The organism is Micromonospora citrea, from assembly GCF_049629545.1.
In the GTDB taxonomy this organism is placed as follows: Bacteria; Actinomycetota; Actinomycetes; order Mycobacteriales; family Micromonosporaceae; genus Micromonospora; species Micromonospora citrea_A.
Map to the genome: position 1 here is coordinate 50,225 of NZ_JBNADX010000018.1, position 18,840 is coordinate 69,064.

The window sequence follows — 18,840 nt, forward strand, 5'->3', positions numbered from 1 at the left end:
TCCGGCCGCGCGGGAGGATGAGAGCATGAGACGACTGTTCTGGCTGGGCATCGGGCTGGCCGTCGGCGTGGTGGTGGTCCGCAAGGCGACCCGCACCGCGCAGGCGTACACCCCGGCCGGCATCGCGGGCGGGCTGTCGCAGTCGGCCGGCAGCCTGGTCGAGTCGCTGCGGGGCTTCGTGGAGGACGTCCGGATCGGAATGGCCGAGCGCGAGCAGGAGATCCACGAGGCGTTCGCCCGCGGTGAGGCGTTCGACGACCAGTTCGCCGAGCTGCGGGAGGACCCGCGCATCGGTGACCGAGAGATCTTTCCGGAGGAACACCAGCGATGAAGACGGCGGAGATCAAGCGGCGGTACCTCGCCCACTTCGAGGCGAACGGCCACGCCGTGGTGCCGTCCGCTCCGCTGCCCGCCATCAGCGACCCGAACCTGCTGTTCGTCAACGCCGGCATGGTGCAGTTCGTCCCCTACTTCCTGGGCCAGCAGAGCCCGCCGTACACCCGCGCGGTCAGCGTCCAGAAGTGCATTCGCACGCCGGACATCGACGAGGTCGGCAAGACCAGCCGGCACGGCACGTTCTTCCAGATGAACGGCAACTTCTCCTTCGGTGACTACTTCAAGGAGGGGGCGATCCCGCTCGCCTGGGACCTGGTCACCAAGCCGGCGGAGTCCGGCGGTTTCGGGCTGGACCCGGAGCGGATCTGGCCGACGGTCTACCTGGACGACGACGAGGCGTTCCAGATCTGGCGGTCGGTCGGCGTGCCGTCCGAGCGGATCGTCCGCCGGGGCAAGGCGGACAACTTCTGGTCGATGGGCATCCCCGGCCCGTGCGGCCCGTGCTCCGAGCTGTTCTACGACCGCGGCCCGGAGTACGGCCGCGAGGGCGGCCCGTCGGTCGACGAGGACCGCTACATGGAGTTCTGGAACCTCGTCTTCATGCAGTACGAGCGGGGCCCGGGCACCGGCAAGGAGAACTTCCCGATCCTTGGCGACCTGCCGGCGAAGAACATCGACACCGGCATGGGCCTGGAGCGGATGGCCTCCATCCTGCAGGGCGTCGACAACCTCTACGAGATCGACGAGGTCCGGCCGATCCTGGACCGGGCGGCGGAGCTGACCGGCAAGCGGTACGGCGCGCGGTCCGGTCACGTGGCCAGCGAGTCGCACCCGGACGACGTCAAGCTGCGGGTGGTCGCCGATCACGTCCGGACCGCGCTGATGCTGATCGGCGACGGGGTGACCCCGGGCAACGAGGGGCGCGGCTACGTGCTGCGTCGGATCATGCGCCGCGCCATCCGGGCGGTGCGCCTGCTGGGCTGGCAGGACCGGGCGCTGCCCGAGCTGCTGCCGGTGGCGCGCGACTGCATGTCCCCGTCGTACCCGGAGCTGGCCGAGGAGTTCGACCGGATCTCGCAGTACGCGTACGCCGAGGAGGACGCCTTCCTGGCGACGCTGCGCGCCGGGACGACGATCCTGGACACCGCGATCGCCGAGACCAAGTCGGCCGGGAAGCCGGCGCTCTCCGGCGACAAGGCGTTCCAGCTGCACGACACCTACGGCTTCCCGATCGACCTGACCCTGGAGATCGCGGCCGAGCAGGGGCTCCAGGTCGACGCCGAGGGTTTCCGCCGGCTGATGGCCGACCAGCGCAACCGGGCCAAGGCCGACGCGCAGGCCCGCAAGACCGGGCACACCGACGTGTCGGCGTACCGGTCGGTGCTGGACGACGGCGGCGCGGTCGAGTTCACCGGCTACACCGAGCTGAACCGGGAGTCCCGGGTCCGCGCGCTGCTCGCCGGGGGCGCGGCGGTCGGCGCGGCGGTCGAGGGCGACACCGTCGAGCTGGTCCTGGACACCACCCCGTTCTATGCCGAGGGCGGTGGCCAGCAGCCCGACCAGGGTCTGATCACCGTGGGCGGCGGCCAGGTCGAGGTCTTCGACGTGCAGCAGCCGGTGCCGGGTCTGATCGTGCACCGGGCCAAGGTCGTCCGGGGCGAGGTGCGCGCCGGTGAGACCGGCTACGCCGAGATCGACGTGACCCGGCGTCGGGCGATCTCCCGGTCGCACACCGCCACCCACCTGGTGCACCAGACGATGCGCAACTTCCTGGGCGAGTCGGCGACCCAGGCGGGTTCGCTGAACGCGCCGGGCCGGCTGCGGTTCGACTTCAACACCCCGACGGGGGTGGCGCCCAGCGTGCTGCACGACGTGGAGCAGCAGGTCAACGAGGTGCTCCTGGCGGACCTGGAGGTGCACGCCTTCATCACCACCCAGGAGGAGGCCCGCCGGATCGGCGCGATGGCGCTGTTCGGGGAGAAGTACGGCGAGCGGGTCCGGGTCGTCGAGGTCGGCGACTACGCCCGGGAGCTGTGCGGCGGCACCCACGTGGCCCGCTCGGCCCAGCTCGGCCTGGTCAAGATCCTCTCCGAGGCGTCGGTGGGTTCGGGCGTACGGCGCATCGAGGCGCTGGTCGGCATGGACGCGTTCGGCTTCCTGGCCCGGGAGCACCTGCTGGTGTCCCGGCTGGCGGAGCTGTTCCGGGTGCCGGGTGACCAGGTCGCCGACCGGGTCGAGCAGACCGTGACCCAGCTGCGCGACGCCGAGAAGGAGCTGGAGAAGCTCCGCGCCCAGCTGGTGCTGGGTGGGGCGGCGGCGCTGGCCGGGCAGGCGAAGGACGTCCGGGGTGTGGCGTACGTCGGCACCGAGGCCCCGGAGGGCGCGGCCGGCAACGACGTGCGGACCCTGGCGCAGGAGATTCGCGGCAGGATCGACCCGGCGCGGCCGGCGGTGGTCGCGGTGGCGGCCCGGGGAGGCGGCAAGGCGTCGCTGGTGGTGGCGGTCAACGCCGCGGCCCGCAGCCGGGGCCTGGCCGCGAACGACCTGGTGAAGGCGGCCTTCTCCGGTCGTGGCGGCGGCAGCCCGGACCTGGCCCAGGGCGGCGGCCTGCCGGCCGCCGAGGCGCCGAAGCTGCTGGCCACCGTCGAGCAGGCGATCGCCGAGGCGTGATGTCGCAGTTCGTGAGCCAGGGCGGGCCGGATCGGTCCGCCCTGGCTCGTTCTTCCCGAGGAGTGACCCGCTGTGGGTGAGATGTCCCGAGGTGTCCGGCTGGGCGTGGACGTCGGGCAGGTCCGGGTCGGGGTGTCGCGCTCCGACCCGCACGGCATCCTGGCCACCCCGCTGGTCACCCTCAGTCGTGACCTGACCGCGGAGCCGGACGCGGTGCCCAGCGACATGACGGAACTGGCGCACCTCGTCACGGAACACGAGGCCGTCGAGGTCGTCGTCGGCCTTCCGGTCAATCTCGCGGGTAAGCTCGGCCCGGCGGCGCAGCACGTGACGGCGTACGCGACCCGTTTGGCTGATGTAATAGCGCCGGTTTCGGTGACGCTCACCGACGAGAGGATGTCGACCGTCGTGGCGTCTCGTAGGCTGGCGGAGCGGGGCGTCCGGGGAAAGCGCCAACGCGCGGTGGTCGACCAGGCCGCCGCGGTCGAGATCCTGCAGAGCTGGCTAGACGCGCAGCGGAGGCGGACGGAATGATCGACGATCTGGACCTCGGGTTCGACGAGCCGGAGAGGGGGGAGAAGGGGCGGCACCGACGCGGCTTCCGCAAGCGCGACGGCAAGTCCGGCGGGCAGGGCAAGACCATCTTCGCCCTGCTGATGGCGCTGGTGCTGCTGGGCGGCATCGGTGGTGGCGCCTTCTACGGCTTCGACCGGATCCAGAACTACTTCGTCACCCCCGACTACGACGGCGCCGGGACCGGTGAGGCGCTGGTCGAGGTGAAGCAGGGCGCCCTGATCGCCGACATCGGCGACACGCTGGTCGCCGCCGACGTGGTGAAGAGCACCAAGGCCTTCATCGAGGCGGCCGAGGAGAACGCGCTCAGCAAGAACATCCAGCCCGGCCTCTACAAGGTGCGCAAGCAGATGAGCGCGGAGAGCGCGCTCACCATGCTGCTCGACCGGAAGAACAAGGTCACCAACCAGGTGACGATCCCGGAGGGGCGCACCGCCAAGAACACCTACAAGCTGCTCTCCGAGAAGACGAAGATCCCGGTCAAGGAGTTCGAGGCCGCGGCGAAGGACCCGGAGGCGCTCGGCGTCCCCGAGTGGTGGTTCGTCCGCAAGGACGGCAAGAAGGTCACCAAGTCGATCGAGGGCTTCCTCTACCCGGACACCTACGAGATCGCGCCGAACGCGACCGCCGAGTCGATCCTCAAGGACATGGTCGGCACCTTCCTCACCGTCACCGGCGAGATGAAGTTCGCCGAGACGGTCGAGGGCGGCCTGGGCGGGGTGTCGCCGTACGAGGCGCTGATCGTGGCGTCGCTGTCCCAGGCGGAGGCCGGCAACAAGGACGACCTCGGCAAGGTCGCCCGGGTGGCCTACAACCGGGTGTACAAGGGCAACTTCCCCTGCGGGTGCCTGGAGATGGACGTCACGGTCAACTACTACTACGAGTTGATCGGCAAGAAGACGCTCAGCTCCAAGGAGATGGGGCCGGCGGAGATGGACAACCCGAAGAACCCGTACAACCGCAAGCTGCGCGGCATGCTGCCCACCCCGATCAACAACCCGGGCAAGGACGCGCTGGCGGGGGCGGCGAACCCGCCCAAGGGCGGCTGGCTCTTCTTCGTCGCCATCGACAAGGAGGGGCACTCCGCGTTCGCCGAGACGTACGAGGAGCAGAAGCGCAACGAGGCCAAGGCCCGCGAGGCCGGCATCATCTGACCTGACACTCCGGCTCCGGTGGTGGCGCTCGGCCACCACCGGAGTTGCCGTGTCGTCGGCCGGGAACCGCCCCCGGTTGCTAGGGTTCCGCTGCGCGAAAGGGGAGCGACGTGACGGGACGCAGGGCGGCGGTGGTCGGCCGACCCATCGCGCACTCCCTCTCCCCGGTGATCCACCAGGCCGGCTACGCCGCCGCCGGGCTCGCCGGGTGGTCGTACACCCGCATCGAGTGCGGGGCCGAGGAACTTCCGGCCCTGGTCGCCGGCCTGGGCCCGGAGTGGGCCGGGCTGTCGGTCACCATGCCGGGCAAGGAGGCGGCGCTCGCGCTGGCCGACGAGGTGTCGCCGGTCGCGGCCGCCGCCGGCGCCGCCAACACGCTGGTACGCCGCCCCGACGGCACCTGGTACGCCGACAACACCGACGTCACCGGCATGGTCGAGGTGCTCACCACGGCCGGGGTGTCGACCGGCGCGACGGTCACCGTGCTCGGTGCCGGCGGCACCGCCCGGGCGGCGCTGGCGGCGGCGGCCCGGCTCGCCGCGTCCGGGGTGACCGTGGTGGCCCGGCGGGAGTCCGCGATCGACGAGCTGCGGCCGGTGGCCGAGGCGCTCGGGATCCCGCTCACCGGCGCGGGTTGGACGGACGCCGCCGCGCGGGCCGCGACCGCCGACGTCGTCGTCGCCACCGTGCCGAAGGGCGTCGCCGACCCGCTCGCCGCCGAGGTGCGCTGGCGGCCCTCGACGGTGCTCTTCGACGCCCTCTACGACCCGTGGCCCACCCCGCTGGCCGCCTCGGCGTCGGCGGCCGGCTGCCGGGTGGTCTCCGGGCTGGACCTGCTGCTGGCCCAGGCGGTCGGCCAGTTCGAGCACTTCACCGGCGTGCCGGCGCCCCGCGCGGCGATGGCCCGTGCGGTGGCCGGGCACCGCCGTCCGGCTTCATTAGGGCGAGGTTAATTCCTGCCGACACCCGAATGTACGACGGACGACGGCCGGCGCCCGTCGATACGCTGCTGCGGGTAACCGTCTCCGACACGGGGAGTGTCCTTTGAGTAGGCACGGACTGCACCGCGCGGCGTCCCACCTCGGTCGTCGCCGCAAGGCTGTCGTGTTGAGCGTCCTCAGCGCCGGTGTGGTGGCCGGTGTGGTGGCCACCATGATGCCGCTGGTGGCGGCCGAGGTGCCCCCGGTCGTGGTCGCCGCGACCGCCGACACCACCGCCACCCAGGTGCCGCAGGACGGCGACAACGGGGTGAAGACGACGCTGGCCAGCTGCCCCCGCCTCTGCGACGGCAACCGCCACGGCCGCCGCGACGCGCTGGTCGAGTTCGCGGTCCGCGGCCTGCCCGCCGACGCGGTCCGGATCCGCGCCACCCTGCGGGTGTACGCCTGGCAGCCGTTCACCTCCCGGGTCCACGCGCACCAGGCGTGGGGCAGCGCCACCGGTCCGGGCGCCTGGGAGCAGCGGCCGGCGCTCGGCCCGGCCCTGGCCGCGGTCGACCGCGTCGGCGCCGGCTTCAACGAGTGGGACGTCTCCGCCTCCGTCACCGGCAACGGCCGGGTCGCCTTCGCGCTGGCCCAGGAAACCTGGAACACCCGGATCTACTGGGCGTCGCGGGAGAACACCCGGGCGGCGCTGCGACCGCACCTGGTGCTGCGGTACGAGCGGGGCGGGCACGTCGCGCCGACCCGGACCACCGCCGCCCCGGAGCCGAGCGTGACGACCACCGCCGCGCCGCGGCCCTCGCCGAGCCGCACCTCGGCCCCCACGCCGTCGCCGAGCCGTACGACGCCGCCGCCGACCACGCGCCCGCCCGCGCCCTCGCCGACCGTCCGGCCCGGCACCCAGGTCCCCGGCTGGCGGCTGGTCTGGTCCGACGAGTTCGACGGTCCGACGCTGGACCGGTCGAAGTGGAACCTGCGCGACAACGAGGGACGGGACATCGACCGCGGGTGCAACGTGGACGATCCGGACAACACGTTCGTCTCGGGCGGGGTGCTCACCCTGCGGGCCCAGCGGGAGACCGCGGTGTGCAGCTCCCAGACCCGGCAGTACACACAGAGCTACCTGGACACCATCGGCCGGACGTCGTTCCGGTACGGCCGCTTCGAGGTGCGCGCGCAGTCGCCCAACGGGCCGGACGGCTCGCGGGGACTGTGGCCGGCGTTCTGGCTGCGTCCCGAGGACGGCGGCCGGGGGGAGATCGACGTCGTCGAGCTGCCCGGCGGCAAGGACTGGTACCAGGCTGCGACGTTGGGCATCTTCTACGACTACACCCCCGTCAAGCAGGACCAGCGCTACGCCTTCCCGACCGGGCACCCGGGCGACGGTTTCCACACGTACACCACCGAGTGGGAGCCGGACGCGATCCGCTGGTACGTCGACGGCAGGCTGGTCTGGCAGCGCGACCGCGGCACCACGCCCTGGTTCGACGAGGTGTTCCACAAGCCGTACAACCTGCGGTTGAACTTCCAGGTCGGCGGCTGGCTCGGCGACCCGGACGCGACGACCCGCTTCCCGGCCGACTTCCGGGTCGACCACGTACGCGTCTGGCAGCGCTGACCGGCCGGCCGGCGGGCCGGCTGCCGCCCGCCGGCCGGCCGGTTGCCCGCGCGCCCTATCGTGTCCGCCAGCGTGGTCCAGGGGCGGACGGGAGACGGCATGACGGTGCACCGGGCGGACGATCCGCGAGGTCGTGACGACGGCCTCGGCTGGGTGAGCCGGGCCATCTTCGGTGACCCGAGGCTGTGGCTGGGCCTGCCCACCGGCCCGTCCCGGCTGCCGCCCGGCCACCGGGTCGCCGCCCGGTACGCGGTGGTGCCGTCGGTCGAGCGGGCGAAGTTCCTGCTGCCGCTGGCCTCGCGCCGGGTCGGGGCGGCCTCGACCCTGGCGTACAACGCGCTGCGGCCGCCCCGGGTGCGGGCCAACCGGCTCGTGGTGGGGGCGCTGGCCGGTCTCGGGGCCACCGGCCTGGCCCGGATGCCGGTGCTCACCGTCGCCGTGCCGGACGGCGTCGACCCGACGGAGCTGCTGCTGGCCGAGCACCTGGGCCGGCTGGCCGGTCGCCGGCTGCACGCCGCGATCGGCGTCCGGCCGCCCGACCCGCACCACAAGCCGACGATGCAGCTCTTCGACGACCGGGGCGCGCCCCGCGGGTACGCGAAGATCGGGTGGAACGACGCGACCCGGGCGATGGTGGCGGCGGAGGCCGTGGCGCTGCGTGAGCTGCCCCGCGACGGCGGTGACTTCCCCGACGTGCCGCGTCTGGAGCGCGAGCTGCGCTGGGCCGACCTGGCGGTGACCCTGGTCGCGCCGATGCCGCCCCGGGTCCGGCGGCTGCCGCGGCCCGAGCGGCCCCGGGTGGCGGCGATGCTGGCCGTGGCACGTCGGGGCGGCCCGCCGGCCGCGCCGCGACCGCTGGCCGGCTCGCCCTTCCTGGCCGACCTGGCCGCCCGCGCGCAGCGCGCCGGTGGCCCGGTCCGCGACCTGGTTGCCGCGCTGGCCCGCCGTGACGGCGCGGTCGCGCTGGAGTTCGGCCACTGGCACGGCGACTGGGTGCCGTGGAACCTGGGCGTCCACCGTGGCCGGTTGACCGTCTGGGACTGGGAGAACGGCGGGCCGCAGCGGCCGGTCGGGTTCGACCTCGCCCACCAGGGGTTCCAGAGCGCGTTGTCGTTGCGGGACCGACCGGTGCCGGGGGCGACGGCGGAGATGGTCGAGGTGCTCGGGCGGCACGGCGACGCGTTCGGCCTCGACCCGGCCCGACGCCGGTTGGTCGCCGACGCGTACCTGCTCGAGCTGTGGCTGCGTACGGCGGAGTTGGCGGCGGGCGGCGGCGGTTGGAGTGGCAAGCTGCACCCCGCGCTGCTGGACGTGCTCGACGAGCGGCTCCGGCCGACGGCGTGAGCACGCTGCGTCCCGCGCGTGGGACGCGCTGTCCGGTCGGCGACGGGCAATACGGGGAAAGGCCGCAGGGGCGACATCGTCGCTACCGTTCGCCCGGCGCGGTCCACTAGTGTGGCACCACTCGACCAGCATCCGCCGGGGGCGGGCGTGGTCGGTGCTGTCCGGACGGCGTGGGGGCGTCGCCGGGCTCCGGGGCGTGGGGAGGTCCGGCCGTCGCGGCCGGCATGGCAGGGAGACCGATGACATCGGCACACATCGCCGGGCGAGGGGCCGCCCGGCGGACGGACGTCGGCGCGTGCGCCGGCCCGCCCGGCGGCGGTGACCGCCGGTGATCCTCATCTACGCGCTCGGGGCGCTGGCGGTGCTGCTGCCCGTCGTGCTCGTGCCGGCGCTCGCCCGGCGGGTGCCCACCGTCCGCGCCGGGCGGACGGCGCACCGCCTGCGGGTCGCCGTCGCCGGGCTCACCGCCGCGTTCGGCCGGGTCGGCGCGGCGCTGGTCGTGCTGCTCGCCGGCTGCGCCGCGGTGGTGGCGATCTGCTGGCCCCTCGGCGAGGCGCTGGCCCGCCTCGAACCGCACGTCGACCATCCGGTCTTCGACTACGTGCACGCCCGCCGGGTCGACACGTGGGCGGAGCTGAACTCCTTCTACACCGCCCTCGGCGACCGGTACCCGCTCAAGTGGGTCACCGTGGTCGCGGCCGTGGTCTTCGCCGTGCTGTGGCGCCGCCGGCGCTGGTGGGTCCCGCTGGTCGTGCTGCCCCTGCAGTTCGTGGTGGAGCAGTACGTCCAGGCGATCCTGGCCACCATGGTCGACCGGGGACACCCGCCGACCGACCTGGGCACCTACCCGTCCGGCGGGTGCGCCCGGATCATGATGACCTTCGGCACCATCGTCGTGCTGGCCCTGCTGACCTGGCGCGTGCCGCGCGGCGGCCGGGTGGCCCTGATGACGGTGGTGGTGACGCTGGTCAGCCTGGAGGGCTACACCCGCGTCTACGCCGAGAAGCACTGGTTCACCGACGTGATCGGTGGCTGGATCTTCGCCGTCCTGCTGTTCGGGGTGACGGCGCTGACGCTGCTCGTCGCCGAGGGCCGGATCCGGCCACCGGCCGAGCGGGACGCGCCGGCGGAGCGACCCGTCACCGCCGGCACCTGAACACCCCGGGCCCGACGTCGCGACCCCTTCCCGCGCGGCGACCGGCCCACCACCCCTCGACACGGAAGTTGGCACGACGTGACCACCCTTCTCGTCGCCTCCACCGGTGGACACCTCGCGGAGCTGCACGACCTCGCACCGCGGCTCGGCGTGCAGGACGACTGTGTCTGGGCGACGTTCGACTCGCCGCAGAGCCGGTCGCTGCTCGACGGGCAGGAGGTCATCCACGTCCCGCCGGCCACCACCCGGGACCTGGCCGGCGCGTTGCGCGACGCCCTGGCCGCCCGCAAGGTGCTGCGCGGCGGCCGGTTCCGCCAGGTGGTCAGCACCGGCGCCAGCGTCGCGCTCTCCTTCTTCCTGCCGGCCGCCCGGCACGGCCTGGCCTGCCACTACATCGAGAGCGCCACCCGCACCGAGGGGCCGTCGCTGACCGGCCGGCTGGTGGCGCGGCTGCCCCGTACCCGGCTCTACACCCAGTACCCGGGCTGGGCCGGCGGCCGGTGGCGCTACGGTGGCTCCATCTTCGACGGTTACGTCGCCGCCCGGCGTCCCGAGCCACGACCGGTGTCGCGGATCGTGGTGGCGCTCGGCACCCACGAGCGGTTCGGCTTCCCGCGGCTGCTGGCCCGGCTGGTGCAGGTGCTGCCCCCGGAGGCGGAGATCCTCTGGCAGGTCGGGTCGACCGAGATCCCCCGGATGCCGGCCGGCGCCCGCCGTCAGGTGCCGCACGCCCAGATGCAGCAGGCCCTGCGGGAGGCGGACGTGGTCGTGACGCACGCCGGGGTGGGCTCGGCGCTGGCCGCGATGCGCGCCGGACACCGCGCGATCTACGTGCCCCGACGTCGGGCGCACGCCGAACACGTCGACGACCACCAGGTCGAGATGGCCCGGGAACTGGACCGGCGCGGGCTGGTCCTGGCCCGCGAGGCCGACGCGGTCACCGCCGAGGACCTGGCGGAGGCGGCATCGTGGACGGTCGGCACGGCCGGCTCCCTCACCCCGTTCCGGTGGGCGGCGTGAACGACCGGCCCGGCCGGCACGTCCACCGGTCGAGTCGCCGACGTCGTCCGCCGTGGGTCGCCGGACAGCGACCCGTACGGACAGACCGGACCGAGCCGCCGCCCGAGCGGTCCGGTCGGTTGATGGTGCGAAATGTCCGGGCGCAGCAAGCTACGCACGATCTCACTTCATCATTGGGGGCGCCAGTGCTTCTTCCAACGTCGTCTCGATCGGGCCGGGTGTGGGCCCCGCGGCGGTGGCTCGCCGCGCTCGCCGCCCCGGTGCTGGCCGTCGGCCTGCTCGCCGCGCCCGCCCGGGCCGAGGTGCCCACCCCGGTCGCCATGACCCTCACCTCGGCCAACCCGACCGACAACACCCCGCACGCGCAGAACGGCGACGTCAAGGCCTTCGCCGAGATCGGCGCCACGGTCTACGTGGGTGGCGCCTTCACCTCGGTCAAGGCCGCCGGTGACGCGAGCTGGACGAGCCGCAACTACCTCTTCGCGTACGACCGGGCGACCGGGGCGTTGAAGGCGGACTTCACCCCGGCGCTGGACGGGGCGGTGCACGCCCTGGCCGTGAGCCCCGACGGCAAGCTGATCGTCGGCGGCGCCTTCAAGACCGTCAACGGCGTGGACCGCAAGAGCCTGGTGCAGCTCGACCCGGTCACCGGCGCCACCGTCGGCTCCTGGGTCGGTCGTGGTGACGGCGGCCTGGTCCGGCGCACCATCGTGGTCGGCGACAAGCTCTACATCGCCGGCGCCTTCCACTGGGTCAACGGCACCCAGCACTCGCTGCTGGCCCGGCTCAACGCCAGCACCGGCGCGATCGACCCGACGTTCCAGGTCGACGCCAGCGTCGCCCGGTCCAGCTCGGAGCTGGTCTGGGGTCTCGCCGTCGCCCCGAACGGTGAGAGCCTGGTGGCGGTCGGCAACTTCACCCTGGTCAACGGCGAGTCCCGTAACCAGGTGGTGCTGGTCGAGGACCTCAAGGGCACCCCGAAGGTCGCGGACTGGAGCACCCAGCGGTACGTGGCGCAGTGCGGCGCCGGCTTCCCGTTCTACGCCCGCGACGTCGACTTCTCCGACGACGGCAGCTACTTCGTGATCGCGGCCGACGGCGGCCGGACCATCGGGGCGTACTGCGACACGATCGTCCGGTTCGAGACCGCCACCCGGGGCGCGGCCATCGACGCCACCTGGATCAACGACACCGGCCGCGACTCGGTGACCTCGATCGAGGCCGCCGACAACGTGGTCTACGTCGGCGGGCACTTCCGCTGGCTGAACAACGCCAACGCCAACGACGCCGCGGGCGCGGGCGCCATCAACCGGTACGGTCTGGGCGCGCTCGACCCGGTCAACGGCATGCCGCTGGTGTGGAACCCGACGCGCTCCGGCGCCCCGGCGGGCACCACCGACTGGGGGCCGATCCTGTGGGAGCTGTGGCGCGGCAGCACCGGCGTCTACGCCGGCTTCGACAGTGACGGCCTGGGCAACGAGTACCACGGCCGGATGGGTCTGTTCCCGTTCGCCGGCGGCCGGGTGATCCCGGCCGTCAACGCCCCGTCGGCCGCGTCCGGGCACCTCTACGTCGGCACCGGTGACGGGCAGACCGTCAAGGTGCCGTTCGACGGCAGCACGCTCGGCGCCCCCGAGGCCAGCCCGCAGCCGAACCTGACCTCGGCCGGCGCGTCGTTCTCGCTCGGCAACAAGCTCTACTGGTCCAAGACCGACCCGACCGCCCCGAACGGCAGCTACCTCGACGTGTCGATGTTCACCGGCGGCACGGTGGGCGTGCCGTGGATCAGCAGCGGCTACAACAACTGGTTCAAGCCCGCGACCATGAGCGGGGCCTTCTACCTCAACGGTCGGATGTACTACACCAGGTCCGGCACCAACAAGCTCTTCTACCGCTACCTGGAGCCGGACGGCTCCATCGTCGGCTGCACCGAGTTCACGCTGCCGAGCATCGGTCTGGCCTGGGGCAGCGTACGGGGCATGGCCTGGGTCAACGGCAAGATCGTGTACGGCCACACGGACGGCGGGCTGCGGGCCGTGCCGTTCGACGAGGCGGCCGTCGACGGCGCCGCGTCGGTGCTGGTCGCGCCGGCCTCGGCCGGGGTGGACTGGTCCAGCCGGACGCTCTTCTTCGCCGGCTCCTCGTCCCTGTCGGCCGATCGCCCACGTCCGGCGCCAATTCCGAAACACCGGCGGTCCTGACAATGGTGGGGGCCGGTGGACGTGTCGACCATCGGTGAACGGTCGGCGACAATGAGACGACCACCGGCCCCCGCGCCCCTCGGCCGGCCCGGTCGGCCACCCACCCCTCATCGCGCAAGGACTGACTGATGGACGTGACCGACGTCGCTCCCGCCCGGCAACGCCCGGTCGGCCTCGTCGAGCTGGCCCGCATACCGTTGCGGCGGTGGCGGATGGTGCTCGCCACCGCGACGCTGGTGCTGCTGGCCGTGCTCGGCTACCTGTTCGTCCTGCCCGCGACGTACACCGCGACCACCGCCGTGGTGGTCCGGCCGGTGGTCACCGACCCGTTCTCGGTGCAGTCCGTGGCGGCCGACCGGGCGGTGAACATGACCGCCGAGAGCGGTATCGCCACCAGCAACGACGTCATCGACAGGGTCGCCGGCATCACCGGTCGGGATCCGGAGGCGGTGGCCGACGCCCTGGAGGTCGAGACGCCGGTCGGCGGCCAGGTGATGCGCTTCAGCTACTCCGGGCGCGGCGAGCAGGAGGCCGTCGACGGCGCGAACGGCGCGGCGGAGGCGTACCTGGAACTGCGCAAGGGGATGTACGAGAACCAGCGCGCGGCGGTGCTCAAGTCGTACGACGACACGATCGCCGTGGTCACCGCCCAGCGCACCACCACGCAGAAGTCCCTGCCGGCCAACCAGCCGTCGAGCAACCCGTCACCGCGCACCAGCGCCCTGCTGGACCAGCTCCGGGCGCTCAACGACCAGCTCGCCACCCTGGCCGAGCAGCGGTCCAAGGTCGCCTCCGCCGACCTGAGCCCCGGCTCGGTGACCAGCGCCGCGCGTACCCCGGTGCCCTCCAGCCGGGACGCCGCCCCGCTGATCCTGGTGGCCGGTCTGCTCGGCGGCCTGCTCCTGGGCGGCCTGGTGGCGTTCGTCCGGGAGTCGCTGGACCGCCGGGTGCGCACCGCCGGGGAGGCCGCGAGCGCGATCGGCGCGCCGCTGCTCGGCACGGTCCGCCGGGACCGGTCCGGCCAGCCCGACGAGGCCGACCTGCGCTACCTGGCGCTCGCCCTCGGCCGGTGGGTGGACGGGCCGCAGCGCACCCCGCTGGTGGTGCTCTCCTCGTCGGCCGACGAGGGGCGCGAGCAGGTCACCGCCGGCCTGGCCGTGGTGCTGGCAGCCGCCGGCCACGAGGTGCGGCTCGGTGTCACCCCGGAGAGCCTGGACCGGATCCGGCCGCTGATGCTGGACGCCCAGCGCCGCAACCCACCGGTGGAGCCGGCCCGCAGCAAGCTGCCCCGGCCCCGTCCGGCGCCCGCGACCACGTCGGTGCCGGCGGCCACGCCGGCCCCGGCCCCCACGCCCGCCGGAGGCGGCGGCCCCGACGACACCATGGTGATCCCCGCCGTCCGCAAGCCCCGGCCGTTCCCCACCGCGGAGGCGAAGAACGGCGCGGTGTACCGGTCCACCACGACCGACGACAAGACGGAGGTCATCCCGACCACCCCTCGGCCCGCCCCGGCCGCCGGCACCGCGGCCGACGGGCAGGAACTGCGGATCGGCCCCGGACGGGTGCGTCTGGTCGACCTCGACGCCGCGCCCGGCGACGGTCTCACCGTGCTCGACGCCCCGCCCGCGCTGCACGACGAGCGGGGGGTGCGGGCCGCCCGGGAGGGCCGGGCGGTGCTGGTCGCGGCCCGGGACCGCACCCGCACCAACCAGCTCCAGCAGCTGGTGGAGCGGCTGCGGTCGGTCGGGGTGGAGCCGTTCGGGTTCGTGGTGACGGGAGAGGGCCGTGACTGACCGGGACCGGCCGGCGGGCCCGACCTCGACGGTGTACCCGCCGGTGACCGTGGTGGTGGCCACCCGGGACCGTCCGGGGCTGCTGGAGCGGGCCGTACGGGCGGTGCTCGACCAGGACCATCCCGGCCCGGTCGAGTGCGTGGTCGTGTACGACCACACCGACATCCGCCCGCTGGACCTGCCCGTGCCGGACGGCCGCACGCTGCGCTACGTCAACAACACCCACTCCCGGGGCCTGCCCGGCGGCCGGAACACCGGCGTGGACACCGCCTCGCACGACCTGATCGCCTTCTGCGACGACGACGACTTCTGGCTGCCGGCCAAGCTGCGCCGCCAGGTGGAGCTGCTCGCCGACCGCCCCGACGCGGCCGCCGCGAGCTGCGGCATCCGGCTGGAGGGCCCGGGCATCGCCAAGGAACGCCGCCTCGACGTCGCCGAGGTGAGGCTGGCGGACTTCGTCGAGGACCGGATCATGGAGGTGCACTCCAGCACCATCCTGATCCGACGCTCCACCTGGGACGCGATCGGCCCGGTCGACGAGGAGCTGCCCGGCGGCTACGGCGAGGACTACGAGTGGCTGCTGCGCATCGCCGCGCACGGCCCGGTGGTGATCGTGCCGGACGTGCTGGTGGTGGTGGACTGGCACGGCGGCTCCTTCTTCTTCGGCCGCTGGGCGATGATCGTCGAGGCCACCCGCTACCTGATCGACAAGCACCCCGAGCTGGCGGGCAGCCGTACCGGCCTGGCCCGGCTGCACGGGCAGATCGCCTTCGCGCTCGCCTCCGGACGACGCCGTCGGGAGGCGGTGCGGGAGCTGGGCCGGGTGCTCCGGCTGAACCCGCGCGAGAAGCGGGTGCTGGTGACCGTGCCCGTGGTGCTCGGGCTGCTCTCCGGGGAGCGGGTGCTCCGGCTGGCCCAGCGGACGGGGCGGGGTGTCTGACCGACGGCCCGGGACCGCTGCGCCGCCGACACCCGGGAGCACCGCGCCGACCTCCGGCGGCCCCGCGCGGCGCACGGCCGGGCCGCCGCCGCTGCCGGTCTGGCCGCTGACGGTCATGTTCGGGCTGGTGCCGATCTGGTGGGCGCTGGGCGCGTTCTACCTCGGTTGGTCGGTGTTCGGCGTCGTCCTGCTCGCCCTGCTGGTCACCCGGGGCCGGGTGCCCCTGCCGGCCGGCGCCGCCTGCTGGCTGGTCTTCCTCGTCGTGGTGCTGCTCAGCGCCACCCGGCTGGACCGGGTCACCGCGTACTTCACCTTCGGGCTGCGCTACGGCTTCCTGGCGACCGCCCTGGTGGTCTGCGTGTACGTCTACACCCTCATCCGGGAGGGCGCCTCCTGGGAGCGGGTGCTGCGCCCGCTCGGCTGGTACTGGCTGGGCATCGTGGCGCTGGGTTGGCTGGCCGTGCTGGCGCCCACCTTCGCGCTGACCACGCCGGTGGAGCTGGCGCTGCCGGGCGGCATCGCCGGTGAACGCTACATCCAGGCGCTGACCCACGTGCGCGCCAACGAGTTCAACCCGGTGTCCCGCACGCCGATCTACCGCACCGCCGCGCCGTACCCGTACACCAACAACTGGGGCACGGCGTACGCGCTGCTGGTGCCGTGCGTGCTGGCGTACCTGACCTCGGTGCGCACCGGGCGGTTCCGGGTGGCGCTGTGGGTGTCGCTGCCGCTGTCGGTGGTGCCGGCGTTCATGACGCTCAACCGGGGCATGTTCCTCGGTCTCGGCGCCGGCCTGCTCTACCTGGGCCTGCGGGCGTTGGTGCGCGGCAACGCCCGGCTGATCGTCTCGATCGCCGGCCTGGTGGTGCTGGTCTGGATCGTCAGCCTGGTCGTCCCGGTGCAGGAGATGATCGACGCCCGGGTCAGCACCACCGACACCAACGTCGACCGGATGGACCTGTACCTGCGCACCTGGCAGGCGGTGGAGCGTTCGCCGCTGCTCGGGTACGGCGCGCCGAAGAGCGTGGACACCACCCTCGCGGAGGAGCCGCTGGGCACCCAGGGGCTGATCTGGCAGATCCTCTACAGCCACGGCATCCCGGCGCTGGTGCTCTTCCTGTCCTGGCTGGTCCTGGTGGCCCGGCGGCTGGCCGCCGCGGTCTCGCCGGCCGGGCACTGGCTGAGCACCGTCCCGGTGATCGCGCTGGTGGTGATCCCCGTCTACGCCTACATCGACCCGAACCTGTCGGTGATCTTCTTCGCCGTCGGGGCCGGGCTCGCCGCGGTCAGCGGGCCGGTCAACCGGGCCTCGCTCGGCCCGTCCAGCATGTCCCGGCCGGCGCCGCTGACGCCGTGGCGTACCCGGGGCTTCGGTCGGGCCGCCGTGCCGCAGCGCCCGGACGCGCCCGAGGGGGCGACCGGGGTCGCGGCCGTGCCGCTGCGCACCGCCGACCCGGCCGCGCCGGACCGTCCGCCGGCCGGGTCCGCGCCGCAGCGGCCGGTCGGCCAGACGCCACGAGGGGGAGGGGCGACATGACCGACCCGGGTACGCGCGCCACCGCCGTCGCGTCCGCGCCGCAGTCCGGCGAGCGGGAGGTACGGCGCGGCACGCGCAACGGCATGGTCGGGCTGGCCGGCGCGGCCGTCAACGGCCTGCTCGGCTTCGTCCTGACCGTGGTGATCGTCCGGGGTCTCGGCCCGGCGGGCTCCGGCGCGATGTTCACCGCCATCGGCGTGGTGGCCATCATGGGCGTGCTCTGCTGCGCGGGCGCGGACACCGCGCTGGTCTGGGCCCTGCCCCGGCGCACCCCCGGCCGGCACGGGGACGCCGCCCGGCTGCTGCCGGTGGCCCTGGCACCGACGCTGCTGTTCACCGTGGCCGTGGCCGCGGTCGGCGTCGCAGGCGCCGGGGCGCTCGCGCCGGTGCTGTTCGACCCGGGCGCCACCGAAGGGCCGGGCCTGCTCCGGCTGGCCTTCGCCGGCCTGCCGTTCGTGGTGGCGATGACCGTGCTGCTCGCCGCCGTCCGGGCGGTCCGCCCGGTCGCCGCCCTGGTCGCCGTGCAGTACGTCCTGGTGCCGGCGGCCCGCCCGGCGCTCGTGCTGGCCGCGCTCGCCGCCGGCGCGGGAGTGACCGTCGCCTTCGGCGGCTGGCTCGCCCCGGTGGCGCTGGCCGTGCTGGCCTGCGCGGCGCTGCTGGTGCGTCCGCTCGCCCTGACCTCCGGGGCGACGCTGCGGCCGGTCCGCGAGGACTGGCGGACGCTGTGGGGCTTCGCCCTGCCCCGCGCCGCGTCGGCGACCATCGACGCCAGCAGCATGTGGCTGACCGTGCTGCTCACCGCCGCCCTCGCCGACCAGGCCGAGGCCGGCGTCATCGGCGCCGTCGGCCGGTACGCGCTGGCCGGGCTGCTGATCATGCAGGGTCTGCGGGTGGCCGTCGCGCCGCAGTTGTCCCGCCTGCTGGGGCAGGGGCGCACCGCCGAGGCGGCGGCGGTGTACCGGCGGATCACCGGCTGGATCATCGCGTTGTCCTGGCCCGGCTACCTGCTGCTGGCCGTCTTCGCCCCCGGCTTCCTGCGGCTGTTCGGCGCGGAGTTCACCGCCGGCGCCGCCGCGATGGTCGTGCTCGCCGGCGCCATGATGGTCAACTCCGGCACCGGCATCGTGCAGACGCTGCTGCTGATGAGCGGCAGCAGCGGCCGGCACCTGATCGCCGCCGCCACCGGGCTGCTGCTCAACGTCGGGCTCGCCGTGGTGCTGATCCCGCCGCACGGCGCGCTCGGCGCGGCCCTGGCCTGGACCGCCGGGATCGTGGTGGAGAACGTGATCGCCACGGTGGCCGCCCGCCGGGTGGTCGGCGAGCCGCTGATCACCCGGGCGGTGCTGTCGGCCGCGCTGGTCGCCGGCACGGCCACCGCCGTCCTGGCCGGTGCGGGCGCGGCGGTCGCCGGCCGCGGGGTGGCCGGACTGTTCCTCACCCTCGGGGTGGCGGTGCTGCTCGCCGGCGCGCTGCTGCTGCACCCCGGGGTACGCCGACGGGTGCGGGCGACGGCGCCCACCCTGCTGGGGCGGGGGCCGCGATGACGAGGAGGACGCG

14 protein-coding genes are annotated in these 18,840 nt (G+C 73.9%); all 14 read left to right on the plus strand.

The genetic code is table 11. The features are described 5' to 3' along the window. The first annotated feature begins 25 nt into the window (after positions 1 to 25). Complete coding sequence (locus ACPFP2_RS19680; protein WP_088978457.1) at positions 26 to 331, plus strand: hypothetical protein; 306 nt, start codon at positions 26 to 28, stop codon at positions 329 to 331. Beyond that, positions 328 to 3,006: an alanine--tRNA ligase gene (gene alaS / locus ACPFP2_RS19685; protein WP_424090635.1), complete on the plus strand. Its 2,679-nt coding sequence runs from the start codon at positions 328 to 330 to the stop codon at positions 3,004 to 3,006. The genes ACPFP2_RS19680 and alaS overlap by 4 nt, the downstream gene beginning before the upstream one ends. A 72-nt stretch (positions 3,007 to 3,078) precedes the next feature. Next, positions 3,079 to 3,540, plus strand: a complete 462-nt coding sequence (ruvX, locus tag ACPFP2_RS19690; protein ID WP_424090636.1) for a Holliday junction resolvase RuvX — start codon at positions 3,079 to 3,081, stop codon at positions 3,538 to 3,540. Next, positions 3,537 to 4,733: an endolytic transglycosylase MltG gene (mltG, locus tag ACPFP2_RS19695; protein ID WP_424090637.1), complete on the plus strand. Its 1,197-nt coding sequence runs from the start codon at positions 3,537 to 3,539 to the stop codon at positions 4,731 to 4,733. Before ruvX ends, mltG begins: the two co-directional genes overlap by 4 nt. A gap of 110 nt (positions 4,734 to 4,843) precedes the next feature. Further along, complete coding sequence (locus tag ACPFP2_RS19700; protein WP_424090638.1) at positions 4,844 to 5,686, plus strand: shikimate dehydrogenase; 843 nt, start codon at positions 4,844 to 4,846, stop codon at positions 5,684 to 5,686. A gap of 154 nt (positions 5,687 to 5,840) precedes the next feature. Continuing rightward, positions 5,841 to 7,292 (plus strand): family 16 glycosylhydrolase, encoded by a 1,452-nt coding sequence (locus tag ACPFP2_RS19705; protein ID WP_424090639.1) that lies wholly within the window; start codon positions 5,841 to 5,843, stop codon positions 7,290 to 7,292. Between the two features lie 99 nt (positions 7,293 to 7,391). Continuing rightward, a complete protein-coding gene (locus tag ACPFP2_RS19710) occupies positions 7,392 to 8,636 on the plus strand; it encodes a hypothetical protein (RefSeq protein WP_424090640.1) in 1,245 nt (414 codons plus the stop codon). Positions 8,637 to 8,964: 328 nt separating this feature from the next. Continuing rightward, entirely contained in the window at positions 8,965 to 9,792 is an 828-nt protein-coding gene (locus ACPFP2_RS19715; protein WP_424090641.1) for a phosphatase PAP2 family protein, read from the plus strand. A 78-nt stretch (positions 9,793 to 9,870) separates the two neighbouring features. Then, positions 9,871 to 10,812, plus strand: a complete 942-nt coding sequence (locus ACPFP2_RS19720) for a glycosyltransferase (RefSeq protein WP_424090642.1) — start codon at positions 9,871 to 9,873, stop codon at positions 10,810 to 10,812. 218 nt (positions 10,813 to 11,030) lie between these two features. Then, positions 11,031 to 13,013 carry a delta-60 repeat domain-containing protein gene (locus ACPFP2_RS19725; protein ID WP_424090643.1) on the plus strand — a complete coding sequence of 661 codons (1,983 nt, stop codon included), beginning with the start codon at positions 11,031 to 11,033 and terminating at the stop codon, positions 13,011 to 13,013. Positions 13,014 to 13,141: 128 nt separating this feature from the next. Beyond that, complete coding sequence (locus tag ACPFP2_RS19730; RefSeq protein ID WP_424090644.1) at positions 13,142 to 14,806, plus strand: Wzz/FepE/Etk N-terminal domain-containing protein; 1,665 nt, start codon at positions 13,142 to 13,144, stop codon at positions 14,804 to 14,806. Further along, positions 14,799 to 15,746, plus strand: a complete 948-nt coding sequence (locus ACPFP2_RS19735; RefSeq protein ID WP_424090645.1) for a glycosyltransferase family 2 protein — start codon at positions 14,799 to 14,801, stop codon at positions 15,744 to 15,746. The genes ACPFP2_RS19730 and ACPFP2_RS19735 overlap by 8 nt, the downstream gene beginning before the upstream one ends. A 115-nt stretch (positions 15,747 to 15,861) precedes the next feature. Further along, a complete protein-coding gene (locus ACPFP2_RS19740; protein ID WP_424090646.1) occupies positions 15,862 to 17,283 on the plus strand; it encodes an O-antigen ligase family protein in 1,422 nt (473 codons plus the stop codon). Further along, positions 17,280 to 18,827 (plus strand): lipopolysaccharide biosynthesis protein, encoded by a 1,548-nt coding sequence (locus ACPFP2_RS19745; RefSeq protein WP_424090647.1) that lies wholly within the window; start codon positions 17,280 to 17,282, stop codon positions 18,825 to 18,827. Before ACPFP2_RS19740 ends, ACPFP2_RS19745 begins: the two co-directional genes overlap by 4 nt. Positions 18,828 to 18,840 lie beyond the last annotated feature (13 nt).

What these genes read in the sequence shown, in the direction of transcription:
- ACPFP2_RS19680 (WP_088978457.1), top strand. Translation starts at nt 26, where the DNA reads ATGAGACGACTGTTCTGGCTGGGCATCGGGCTGGCCGTCGGCGTGGTG.
- alaS (WP_424090635.1), top strand. Translation starts at nt 328, where the DNA reads ATGAAGACGGCGGAGATCAAGCGGCGGTACCTCGCCCACTTCGAGGCG.
- mltG (WP_424090637.1), top strand. Translation starts at nt 3,537, where the DNA reads ATGATCGACGATCTGGACCTCGGGTTCGACGAGCCGGAGAGGGGGGAG.
- ACPFP2_RS19710 (WP_424090640.1), top strand. Translation starts at nt 7,392, where the DNA reads ATGACGGTGCACCGGGCGGACGATCCGCGAGGTCGTGACGACGGCCTC.
- ACPFP2_RS19730 (WP_424090644.1), top strand. Translation starts at nt 13,142, where the DNA reads ATGGACGTGACCGACGTCGCTCCCGCCCGGCAACGCCCGGTCGGCCTC.
- ACPFP2_RS19740 (WP_424090646.1), top strand. Translation starts at nt 15,862, where the DNA reads ATGTTCGGGCTGGTGCCGATCTGGTGGGCGCTGGGCGCGTTCTACCTC.
- ACPFP2_RS19745 (WP_424090647.1), top strand. Translation starts at nt 17,280, where the DNA reads ATGACCGACCCGGGTACGCGCGCCACCGCCGTCGCGTCCGCGCCGCAG.